This window comes from Stenotrophomonas sp. 3(2025) (assembly GCF_052665395.1).
Map to the genome: position 1 here is coordinate 35,219 of NZ_JBQOIF010000031.1, position 12,029 is coordinate 47,247.

Annotated in this window: 5 protein-coding genes; 1 reads left to right on the forward strand and 4 read right to left on the reverse strand. The window is 66.7% G+C overall.

Features of this window, described 5'->3' with window-relative positions; genetic code table 11:
• Window positions 1–85: 85 nt before the first annotated feature.
• The 4 genes from ACUXVE_RS18525 to ACUXVE_RS18540 form a co-directional block, all read right to left on the reverse strand.
• Window positions 86–2,143 (reverse strand): TonB-dependent siderophore receptor, encoded by a 2,058-nt coding sequence (locus ACUXVE_RS18525; RefSeq protein WP_445514921.1) that lies wholly within the window; start codon window positions 2,141–2,143, stop codon window positions 86–88.
• Between the two features lie 248 nt (window positions 2,144–2,391).
• Window positions 2,392–5,514 carry an efflux RND transporter permease subunit gene (locus ACUXVE_RS18530; RefSeq protein WP_222388258.1) on the reverse strand — a complete coding sequence of 1,041 codons (3,123 nt, stop codon included), beginning with the start codon at window positions 5,512–5,514 and terminating at the stop codon, window positions 2,392–2,394.
• Window positions 5,515–5,545: 31 nt separating this feature from the next.
• Complete coding sequence (locus tag ACUXVE_RS18535) at window positions 5,546–8,779, reverse strand: efflux RND transporter permease subunit (protein ID WP_445514922.1); 3,234 nt, start codon at window positions 8,777–8,779, stop codon at window positions 5,546–5,548.
• A gap of 74 nt (window positions 8,780–8,853) precedes the next feature.
• Window positions 8,854–10,092 (reverse strand): efflux RND transporter periplasmic adaptor subunit, encoded by a 1,239-nt coding sequence (locus ACUXVE_RS18540; RefSeq protein WP_093818174.1) that lies wholly within the window; start codon window positions 10,090–10,092, stop codon window positions 8,854–8,856.
• Window positions 10,093–10,278: 186 nt separating this feature from the next.
• Between ACUXVE_RS18540 and ACUXVE_RS18545 the strand changes: the two genes are divergently transcribed.
• Complete coding sequence (locus tag ACUXVE_RS18545) at window positions 10,279–11,598, forward strand: M20 family metallopeptidase (RefSeq protein WP_093818228.1); 1,320 nt, start codon at window positions 10,279–10,281, stop codon at window positions 11,596–11,598.
• Window positions 11,599–12,029: the final 431 nt, after the last annotated feature.

The window sequence follows — 12,029 nt, forward strand, 5'->3', positions numbered from 1 at the left end:
GGGCCACGGGTGAAATCCGGTAGCACCGCGCCATGCGCGGCGTGGCATGCAACCGCCGGGCATGGCCCGGCGCTACCGAGGCCCGTTACATGTCGAACCGCACGCTGAGCGCGAAGGTGCGCGGCAGGCCGACGCCGGCATTGGACCAGTACCTGCGGTTGGCCAGGTTCTCCACGCTGGCCCGCAGGGTCAGCGGATGGCCGGAGGCCAGCAGGCGGTAACCGACGCCGGCGTTGACGAGGGTGTAGTCGGGCAGCTTCAGGGTGTTGTCGGCGTCGTACCAGACATCGCCGTAGTAGCGCACGGCGGCATAGGTCTCCAGCCCTTCCACCCACGGCAGCTGGTAAGTGGCGTGCAGCACGCCGCTCCAGCGCGCAGCACCGACGGTACGGTTGCCTTCCTGCGCCGCGCTGCCCGGTGACAGCTTGTCGTAGGTCGGGTCCAGCCAGGTCACGCCACCGCCCACGGTCAGCGCATCGGTCAGGTGCAGGTCGGCGCTGGCTTCGACGCCTTCGTACAGGGTGATGCCATCCTGCACCAGGCGCTTGCCTGCATCGGTCAGCTGATCGATGTTGGCGCCACGTTCCAGGCGGAACGCAGCGACGTTCGCGTTCCAGCGATTCGCTTCCACCTTGGCGCCGATCTCGTACTGCTTGCTGATGGTGGGGGCGAGCACATCGCCGGCATTGATGTAGCTGTTGCCTACGCGGCTGCCTGCTTCCAGCGACTCGATGTAGCTGGCATACAGGGTGACGGCCTCGCTGGGCTTGAACATGACCGCATAGGTCGGGGTGACCGGATAGGTGTGGTACGCGCCCTTGGTCTCGAAGTCGCTGTAGCGCCAACCGGCCAGCACCGACCAGCCATGGCTGAGATCGACGGTATCGCTGACGAACACCGCCTGCTGCACGGTCTCGTCACCGCGGGTCATCACCCGGGAACCCACCGCGTCGTGACGGATGCCATGGCGCTGGTAGAGGTTGGCGCGGCCGATCAGGCTGAACTCGTAGGGACGGTCCCAGCCCAGCCCGGTCTGGTGGCTGACACCGGCCACCAGCTGGTGCTGCAGTGGGCCGGTGCCGAAGCGGCCCTGCACCAGTGCCTGTGCCAGCTTCCACTCGCTCTTGCCGCCGAGCTCATAGACGTTGACGGCGTAGTCGCCGTTGGTATCGTCGATGTAGTCGAAGATCTTGTTGACGTCGTTCCACGAGGTGGTGACGCCATAGCTCAGGCTGGCCTTCCAGTCGCTGTTGATCTGCCAGTTCAGCGCGGTGGACAGCAGGCTGGAGCGGGTGTCGTAGTAGGTGCCGGGCACGCTGTTGTCGACATCGCCGGCGATCGGCCGCGGCAGTGAGGTCAGGCCACGGAAGTAGTACTGCGGTGATTCCTCGCGCAGGTCGCGCGACTGGAACACGCCGTCGAAGGTCCAGGTGAGCGCATCGCTCAGGCGCGCGTCCAGCGACAGTGCACCGACCTTGCGATCGACATGGCCACCGTTGAAGGTTTCGCCCTTTTCCTGGTATGCGTTGAAGCGGTAGCCGAACATCTGCTCGTTGCCGAAGCGGCCGCCGACGTCGATGCCTCCGCTGACGATGCCCTGCTCGCGCCAGCCGAGCTGGGCGGAGAAGGTCGGTACGTCGGTCGGTTTCCTGGTGATGTAGTTGACGATGCCGCCCGGCGCGCCGAAGCCGTACAGGAAACCTCCCGGACCCTTCAGCAGGTCGACCTGTTCCATCACTTCCAGCGGCCATTCGGTGCCCCAGGACGAGACCTGCAGACCGTTGACCCGGTAGCTGTCGAAATTCAGGTCGATGCCACGGTTGCGGATCGGCGAGCTCCAGCCACTGGCATAGGCGCTGACCTGGGTGGTGACCGAGGGGTCGAGCAGGAAGGCTTCGCCCAGCGACACGACCTGGCGCTGTTCGATCTGCTCACGGCCGACGGCGGTGATCGCGAACGGGGTATCACGCAGGGCGCGATCGCCGAGGGCGCCAGCCTCGGTGTGGGTACGCTCGGCGATGACCTTGACCGCGTCCAGATCGGTGGCGCTGCGGGATCCGGCCGGGGCTTCGGCGTAGGCCGTGCAGGCGGCGGACAGCGCGACGGCCAGTACGGCCAGGCGGGGGGAGCGAATCGGCAACATCGATGGAGATCCTCGGCGGGCGGCCACGGGCCATCCGCCCATGCAGGGGGGAAAGGTCGGTGGCTGGGATCACGCAGGCGTGCCGGGGACGGCAGCGGGGCGCCGCAAGGGGGCGCAGGACCATGGCTGGATGAGAATTGTTCTCTTTTCGTTACGGCGCGTCAAATGCCATCGGCGTGCGGACCAACGGTCCGCACCCACCAAGGTAGGTGTTGCAGTAGATCCACGCCATGCGTGGATGGGCCTTGCTACGCCCGCTGTGCGCGCCTGAGCAGCTTCGCTTCACGCCTGCGCGCGCGCCGCGCCTTCCAGCGCTCGGCCAGGCACGAGAAGATCACGTACAGCGCCGGCGTGCTGAGCAGGGTCAGGCTCTGCGAGAACAGCAGGCCGCCGATCATCGCGATGCCCAGCGGGCGACGCAGCTCTGAACCTTCGCCCAGGCCGATCGCCAGCGGCACCGCCGCCAGGATCGCCACCATCGTGGTCATCATGATCGGGCGGAAACGCACGATGCTGGCTTCACGTGCAGCCTCGCGCGGAGTCAGCCCATGTTCGCGCTGCGCCACCAGGGCGAAGTCGATCATCATGATCGCGTTCTTCTTGACGATGCCGATCAGCAGCACCAGCGCGATCATCGAGATCACCGACAGTTCGGTATTGGTGCCGAACAACGCCAGCAACGCACCGACGCCGGCGGCCGGCAGGGTGGACAGGATCGTCACCGGGTGGATCAGGCTTTCGTACAGGATGCCCAGCACCAGGTAGACGGTGAGGATGGCTGCCAGCACCAGGATCAGCATGTCGCTGGGGTCGGAGTTGAAGCCGAAGCCGGCGTCGTCGGCCAGGCGGATGTCGCCGGGCATGCGCATACCGGCCACGGTGCTGTCGATGATGGCCTTGGCCTCGCCCATGCTGACGCCGGGGGCGAGGTTGTAGCTCAGGTCCATCGTCGTGTACTGGTTTTCATGGGTGATCTGCGAGGGCGCCAGGCCCGGCGCCTGGCGGGCCACCGCCGTGATCGGCACCATTTCGCCGTTGCGTGCGCGCACATGCACTTCGTCCAGCGCCGAAGGCGTGGCGGTCTGCGACGGCAGCGCATTGACCACCACGCTGTACTGGTTGATGTCCGAGTAGATGGTGGAGATCTGGCGCTGGCCGAAGGCGCCGTACAGCGCACCGTCGATGGCGCCGACCGAGATGCCCAGGCGCGCGGCCTTGGCCCGGTCGATCTCGATGTTCTGGCGCAGGCCAGCGTTGTCGACGTCGGTGCCGACATCACGCAGCTTCGGGTTCTTCTTCAATGCCGCCTGCAGTTTGGGCAGCCATTCCTGCAGTGCGGCCAGGTCGTTGCCCTGCAGCGAGACGCGGTACTGCGCGCCCTGGCTGTTGCCACCGCCATCGTTGCTGGGCAGGTCCTGGATCGCGCGCAGGCGCAGCTGCAGGTCCGGGTAGCGGTCGGCCTTCGCACTCAGCCGTGCCAGTGCGTGTGCGGTGGTTTCGCGGCGGCCTTCCTTGCGCGACTTCAGTTCCACGTTGAACTGCGCGCTGGAGCCCTGGCGGCCGCTGCCCAGGCGTACGCCCACGGTTTTCACTGCCGGGTCGGCCATCAGCATGTCGGTGATGCGGCGCTGGCGGCTGACCATGTCTTCGAAGGACACCGTCGCACTGGAATTGGCGCGGCCCCAGATCAGGCCGGTGTCCTGCGGCGGGAACGCGCCCTTCTTCACCGCACCGAACAGGAAGATGGTGACGCCGATCAGGATCAACGGCGTCAACGACAGCAGCAGCGCATGGCGCAGTGAAAAATCAAGGAACACGGTGTAGATGCGCAGCATCCGCTCGTGACCGGCATCGAGCCAGCGGCCGAAGCGCGACGGTGCCGCCGTGTGGTCGTGCGCGCTGAGGAAGCGGCTGCACAGCGCCGGGGTCAGCGTCAGCGAAACGATCATCGACACCACGATCGCCGCCACCAGGGTCACGGTGAATTCGCGGAAGAACGCGCCCATCATGCCGCTGGCGAACAGCAGCGGGATGAACACCGCGACCAGTGAAGCGGTGATCGAGACGATGGTGAAGCCGATTTCGCGCGCACCGGCGAAGGCCGCCTGCATCCGCGGCATGCCCTCGTCGAGGTGGCGCATGATGTTCTCGATCACCACGATCGCATCGTCGACCACGAAGCCGATCGCGATCACCAGCGCCAGCAGGCTCAGGTTGTTCAGGGTGAAGCCCATCACGTACATCACCAGCGCGGCACCGGCCAGCGACAGCGGCACGGTGACCGCTGCGATCAGCGTCGGCGCCAACCGGCGCAGGAACAGCGCCATGGTCAGCACCACCATCGCCAGGCTGATCAGCAGGGTGATCTGCACCTCATGCAGCGACGAGCGGATGGTCGGGGTGCGGTCGAAGTAGGGCGTCATCGTGGTGCCCGGCTGCAGGTAGTCGCGCAACGCGGGAATCTGCGCTTTCACCCGGTCCACGGTCTCGACGATGTTGGCGCCGGCGCGGGTGAACACATACATCACCACGGCCGGTTTGTGGTCGAACCACGCGGCCTGGTAGGCATCCTGCTGGCCGTCGTAGACGTTGGCGACGTCCTTCAGGCGGATCACCCGGCCATCGCCCTGGGTCTTGACCACCAGATCGGCGAAGTCGGCGGCGCGTGCAACCGAATCGTTGGCGATGATCGCCGTGGTGGTGTTGCCATCGCTGAGGAAGCCGGTGGGCGAGGTCACGTTGGCCGCGCGCACGGCATTGCGCAGGTCGTCGGCGGTCAGTCCCAGCGCGTTCATCAGGCGCAGGTTGACGTCCACACGCACCGCCGGCGTCGAGGCACCGGCGATATCCACCGAGGCGACGCCGCCGATCTGGCGGATGCGCTGGGCCAGCAGCGAATCGGCGACGTTGTACAGCTCATCGGCGGACTGCGTCTGCGAGGTCAGCGCGATGGCGATCACCGGATCGTCGTTCGGGTTCGCCTTCTGGTACATCGGCGAGCCCATGCCCGAGGGCAGGTCGGCCTGCGCCGAATTGATCGCGGTCTGCACGTCCAGCGCGGCCGAATCGATGTCGCGGTCGCTCTGGAAGATCATGAAGACCAGCGAGCTGCCTTCCGAGCTCGACGAACGCATGCGGTCAATGCCTGGCAGCTGGCCGAGGTGGCGCTCCAGCGGCGCGGTCACCGTGGAGGCCATGGTCGCCGCATCCGCACCGGACTGGCTGGCGTGCACGAAGATCACCGGGATCTCGATGTTCGGCAACGCCGACACGCCGAGCCGCAGGTAACAGATCACGCCGACCATGAACAAGCCGATGGCCAGCAGGGCGGTGCCGATCGGGCGGCGGATGAAGGGGCCGGACAGGTTCATCGTGCAGCCCCCCGAAGGTGCGGGGCCAGGGTCATGCCTGCGGCTCCTGCACCGTGCCATCGCGCAGCGCGCGCTGTTCACGGCGACGGGCGAGCCATTCCGAGAAGCGTTCCATGTACAGGTAGATCACCGGCGTGGTGTACAGGGTTACCAGCTGCGACAGCAGCAGGCCGCCGACGATGGCGATGCCCAGCGGCCGACGCAGTTCCGAGCCGATGCCGGTGCCCAGCGCCAGCGGCAACGCGCCAAGCATGGCGGCAGCGGTGGTCATCATGATCGGGCGGAAGCGCAGCAGGCAGGCGCGGCGGATGGCCTCGCGCGCGTTGGCGCCGGTGCGCCGCGCCTCGATGGCGAAGTCGACCATCATGATGCCGTTCTTCTTGACGATGCCGATCAGCAGCACGATGCCGACGATGCCGTCCACCGACAGGCTCAGGCCACAGACCATCAATGCCAGCAGCGCGCCGACGCCGGCCGGCGGCAGGGTCGAGATGATCGTGATCGGGTGGATGTAGCTCTCGTACAGCACGCCCAGCACGATGTAGATCACCACCAGCGAGGCCAGCAGCAGCCACACCACGTCGGTCTGGCTGCCGGTGAATTCGGCGGCCTTGCCGATGAACTGCGCATGCACGTGCGCCGGCATGTCCAGGCTGGCCTTGGTCTCTTCGATGGCCTTGACCGCATCGGACAGCGAATGACCCGCCGCGACGTTGAAGGATACCGTCACCGCAGGCAGCTGCTGCTGGTGGCTGACCAGCAGCGGCGCGCTGGAGACCTTCGCCTCGGCCAGCGCCGACAACGGGATGATGCCGCCCGCACCGACGGTGATGCCGGTGTTCTGTGCACCGATACCGGTGGCGGTCGACGAGTTGGACGAGGTGACCTGGCCGAAGCTGGTCGCGTTGGTGCCGGTGAGTGCGCCGGCGCCGTTGGAGGCGACCGCCAGCTGTTCCATCAGCGCGGTGCTGGTGCGGAACTGCGGTGCCACTTCCAGCACCACCCGGTACTGGTTGAGCTCGGTGAAGATGGTCGAGATCTGGCGCTGGCCGAAAGCATCGTAGAGGGTGTCGTCGATGGTCTGCATCGGCACGCCCAGCACGCTGGCCTTGTCGCGGTCGATGTTCAGTTCCAGTGCGCGGCCCTGGTTGGACAAGTTGTTGTCGACGTCGGCCAGTTCCGGGCGCTGGCGCAGCGCCTGGGTCAGGCGGTTGGCCTGCAGCGCGACTTGCGCGCTGTCCACGTCCGACAGCGAGTACTGGTACTCGGTGGCGGCCACGCGGGTGTCCAGGGTCACGTCCTGTACCGGCTTCAGGTACAGCGCCACGCCGGGAATACCGGCGACCGATTTCTGCAGGCGTGGCAGGATGTCTTCCAGCCCATCACGTTCGCCGCGCTCTTTCAGCACGATCGACAGCTGGCCCTGGTTGAGCGTGGGGTTCATGCTGCCGGCGCCGATGAAGGCCGATACGCCGGTGACATCCGGATCCCGGCGCAGCGCTTCGGCCACCTGCTGGGTGCGCTGCTCCATCTGCGGGAAGGCGATGTTCTGGTCGGCCTGGACCACGGCGGTGATCAGGCCGGTGTCCTGCTCGGGCAGCAGGCCCTTGGGAATCAGCACGTACAGCAGCACGGTCAGTACCAGCGCGGCTGCGGCCACGGCCAGGGTGAGCGGCTGGTGTTCCAGCACCCAGTCCAGGCTGCGCTCATACAGGCCGACGGTACGCGTCCACAGGTTCTGCTTGCCGGCCGCGGCCGCACGTTCGTGCGCGTCCTCGCCCTCGGGCAGTGCATCGGGCTTGAGCAGGTAGGCGCACATCATCGGGGTGAGCGTCAGCGAGATCAGCATCGACAGCACCACCGCGATGCTCAGCACCCAGGCGAACTCGTGGAACAGGCGGCCGGTGACGCCGGGCATCAGCAGCAGCGGCAGGAACACCGCCACCAGTGAAACCGTCAGCGACAGCACGGTGAAGCCGATCTGCCGCGCACCGATCTCGGCCGCTTCCTTGCCGCTCTTGCCTTGTTCGATGTAGCGCACGATGTTCTCGATCATCACGATCGCATCGTCGACCACGAAGCCGGTGGCCACCACCAGCGCCATCAGCGAGAGATTGTCCAGCGACATGCCGGTGAAGGCCATCACCGCGAAGGTGCCGGCCAGCGACAACGGCACCGCCACCGAGGGAATGATGGTGGCCCAGAACCGGCGCAGGAACACGAAGATCACCGCCACCACCAGGCCGATGGTCAGGATCAGGGTGAACTGCACTTCATGCACCGAGGCGCGGATGGTCTCGGTACGGTCGGAGAACACCTCCAGGTGCACGTCGGCCGGCAGCACGCCCTGCAGCTGCGGCAGCAGCGCGCGGATGCGCTCGACGGTCTGCACGATGTTGGCGCCCGGCTGCCGGCGCACTTCCAGCAGCACGGCCGGCTTGCCATCGGCCCATGCCGCCAGCTGGTCGTTCTCCACGCCATCGATCACTTCGGCCACGTCGGACAGACGCACCGGGCGGCCGTTCTTGTAGCTGATGATGGTGTCGCGGTACTCGGCGGCGCTGGCCAGCTGGTCGTTGGTGCCGATGCTGTAGGACTGGGTCTTGCCGTTCAGCGAGCCCTTCGGCGCATTGACGTTGGCCTGGGTGAGCGCGCTGCGCAGCTCTTCCAGGGTCAAGCCCATGTTGGACAGCTGCGCCGGATTGACCTGGATGCGCACGGCCGGACGCACGTTGCCGGCGATCGACACCAGGCCCACGCCCTGCACCTGCGACAGGCGCTGGGCAAGGATCGAGTCAGCGTAGTTGTTGACGTCGCGCAGCGGCCGCGTATCGGAGGTCAGCTTGAGGGTGACGATGGCCGCGTCGGCCGGGTTCACCCGGTTGTAGACCGGCTGGTACGGCAGCGACGAGGGCAGGGTGGCCTGGCGGATCGCCGCCTGCACGTCCTGTGCGGCGATGTCGATGTCGCGGTCCATCGAGAACTGCAGGATGATCGTCGACAACCCCGCCGAGGAATCGGATGTCATCAGTTCCAGCCCGGAGATCTGCCCGAACTGGCGCTCCAGCGGCGTGGTCACCAGCGAGGCCATGGTGGTGGCGTTGGCACCGGGGTACTGCGTGGTCACCACCAGGCTGGGCGCATCGATTTCCGGCAGCGCCGACACCGGCAGCTTGCGGTAACCGAGAATGCCCAGCAGCAACAAGCCCGCCATCAACAGCGAGGTGGCAATCGGGCGGCGGATGAAGATCGTCGAAAAGCCCACGGACTGATCCTTGCTGGCACTTCAATGGCAGCGCCGGCGGGATCGCCGGCGCGGGGAAGAGCAGGGGCCTGCGCTCAGCGCGGGCCACCACCGCGGCGGCCGCCGCCACTCTTCTGTTCGGCGGCCTTCAGTTCGGCCTCGGTCGGTGCGGCCGGGGTTTCGCCCGGCTTCAGCGCGGTCACCTTGCTGCCCGGCTTCAGGCGGAACTGGCCTTCGCTGACCACGCGCTCGCCGCCTTTCAGGCCTTCGGCGATCTGCACCTGGCTGTCGCCCACTTCCACGCCACTGCGCACGGTCTGCATCTTCACCGTGTTGTCGCCCTGCACGACGTACACGTACTCGCCATCCGGGCCACGCAGCACTGCCTGGGTCGGGATCACCACGCCGCCGCCGATGGTGCGCAGCTGCATGCGCACATTGACGAACTGGCCCGGCCACAGGCCGTTGTCGGTGTTGTCGAACACCGCGCGTGCCTTGAAGGTGCCGCTGTCGGCGCTGATCAGGTTGTCGACCACGTCCAGCTTGCCGTCGCCGCTGAGCACGTGCGAATCGGCGCGGTCCAGCGCTGCGACCGGCACGCTGCCGGCGGCCTGCGCCTGGCGCACGTCGCCGAGCTGGCGTTCGGGCAGGTTGAACAGCACGTGGATCGGATGGATCTGGGTCAGGGTGACCAGTGCGGTACCGGCGTTGACCACGTTGCCGGCGTCGACCGCGCGGATGCCGGCGATACCCGTGATAGGCGCGGTGACCTTGGTGTACTGCAGCTGCACCTGCGCCGAACGCATGCTGGCTTCATTGGCTGCCACTGCGCTTTCGTACTGTGCCACCTGGTTTCGTTGTGTATCCAGATCGGTCTTGGCCACGAACTGGCGGTACTCCGGCGCGTTCGAGCGCTGGTAGTTCGAGCGCGCAGTGGCCAGCAGGGCTTCGTTCTGGCGCTTGGATGCAACGGCCTGGTCATAGCTGGCCTGGGCGGTGCGCGGGTCGATCACCGCCAGCACGTCGCCCTTCTTCACTTCCTGGCCTTCGCGGAAATTGAGGCTCATCAGCTGGCCACCCACCTGCGGGCTGACCGTCACGGTGTTCATCGCGGTCACCGTGCCCAGTGCGCTGGCATACACCGGCACGTCCTGGCGCGCGGCATCGACCACGGTCACCGGCACCGGGCCGGCATCGGGATCTTCACCCCCCTGGCCGGCGCCTGCCTGCTGCCCGGCAGCCTTGTCCTTGCCGCCACCAAGTACGCGCAGGCCGACCACGGCCAGCACCAGTACCGCCACGACCAGCAGCACGATCTTCCAAACACGTGACATTCAAGACTCCAAGAGGGCTGGACGGGGTGGCACCCCGGGTGGCAATGCGCAAAGCATACCTGTGGCCCACCGGGTTTCCTGCATGACGGATGGGACGGGCGCTCAGACAGATGGACGACGCTGGAGGTTCCCGTAACGGCAAGGTTGCCCTACATTCAGGTGCAGACCCCTTCCGTGGAGATCGAGATGCGCCGTTCGTTGCTGCTGTCCGCCCTGCTGCTGGCCCTGCCGGCCCTTGTCCACGCCGAGGACGCGCAGCGCCCGGAAGTGACCGCTGCCGCGCAGCGCCTGCAAGCCAAGGTGGTTGAATGGCGGCGCGATTTCCACCAGCACCCGGAACTGTCCAACCGCGAGGAACGCACCTCCGCCGAAGTTGCCAAGCGCCTGCGCGCGATGGGCCTGAAGCCGAAGACCGGCATCGCCCACCATGGCGTGGTGGCGATCATCGAAGGCGGCAAGCCGGGGCCGAAGATCGCCCTGCGCGCGGACATGGACGCACTGCCGGTGACCGAGCAGACCGGCCTGCCGTTCGCCTCCAAGGCCACCGCGCAGTACCGCGGGCAGACCGTAGGCGTGATGCACGCCTGTGGCCATGACGCGCACACCGCCACCCTGCTGGGCGTGGCCGAAGCGCTGGTGGCGATGAAGAAGGACCTGCCGGGCCAGGTGATGCTGATCTTCCAGCCGTCCGAAGAAGGTGCACCGCCGCCGGAAGAGGGCGGGGCGGCGCTGATGCTGAAGGAAGGCCTGTTTGCCGACTTCAAGCCCGAGGCGGTGTTCGGCCTGCATGTGTTCTCCAGCGTGCAGGCAGGGCAGATCGCGGTGCGCGGGGGGCCGCTGATGGCCGCGTCCGATCGTTTCGGCATCAAGGTGATCGGCCGACAGACCCATGGCTCGGCACCGTGGAACGGCGTCGACCCGATTGTTGCCACCGCCGACCTGATCGGTACCGCACAGACCATCGTCAGCCGCCGCGCCAATCTGTCCAAGCAGCCGGCGGTGCTGACCTTCGGCGCGATCAACGGCGGCATCCGCTACAACATCATTCCCGATGAAGTGGAAATGGTTGGCACCATCCGCACCTTTGACGAAGGCATGCGCCAGCAGATCTTCGCCGACCTGCGCAACGTGGCCGACCACACCGCCGCCGCGCATGGGGCCAAGGCGGTGACCGACATCTACGAATCGGAAGGCAACCCGGCCACGGTGAACGACCCGGCGCTGACCGCAAAGATGCTGCCGAGCCTGCAGGCGGTGGTGGGCAAGGACAACGTGTACGAGCCGCCGCTGCAGATGGGCGCGGAGGATTTTTCGCTGTACGCCAAGGAAGTGCCGGGCATGTTCTTCTTCGTCGGTTCCACCAGCGTAGGCATCGACCCGGCGACGGCGCCGGCCAACCATTCGCCGAAGTTCCTGCTGGATGAGAAGGCGCTGGATGTCGGATTCCGCGCGCTGCTGCAGGTGAGCCTGGATTATCTGCATGGTGCCGGCACCCCGGCGGGTTGAGGGTTTCGGGCAGGGCTGCGCCCTGCACCCGCCGAAGCGGTAGTGCCGGCCGCTGGCCGGCAACCTCAACAGCAACGGCAAAAGATGGCTATCTGTGGGATGGCGGGGTGGGTCCGGTGGCAGGGGACGGCGCAAGTACGTCCCTGTAGCCTCGGTCGCGCCATCCATGGCGCTCACGCCCCTGCCACCGGACCCACCCCGCCTTCGACAGCTTCCCGCGGCTGTCGGAACGACATCCTGCTTTGGTAGGTGTCGACCTTGGTCGACACGGCGGACATCATGAACGTCTGAAGCATCGGTTTTTGATTTTGATTCTTTCCTGATCTTTCCCGTGGTGGCGCGGGAAATTGGCCGTGGCCGGGAGGGTGGGTTGGCTGGGGGCGTAAGCGCCATGGATGGCGCGCCCGAGCCTACAAGGACGTATTCACGGC

Bases quoted from the DNA above. Each gene is read 5' to 3' on its own strand.
- ACUXVE_RS18525 (WP_445514921.1), bottom strand. From the start codon at position 2,143: ATGTTGCCGATTCGCTCCCCCCGCCTGGCCGTACTGGCCGTCGCGCTG.
- ACUXVE_RS18530 (WP_222388258.1), bottom strand. From the start codon at position 5,514: ATGAACCTGTCCGGCCCCTTCATCCGCCGCCCGATCGGCACCGCCCTG.
- ACUXVE_RS18540 (WP_093818174.1), bottom strand. From the start codon at position 10,092: ATGTCACGTGTTTGGAAGATCGTGCTGCTGGTCGTGGCGGTACTGGTG.
- ACUXVE_RS18545 (WP_093818228.1), top strand. From the start codon at position 10,279: ATGCGCCGTTCGTTGCTGCTGTCCGCCCTGCTGCTGGCCCTGCCGGCC.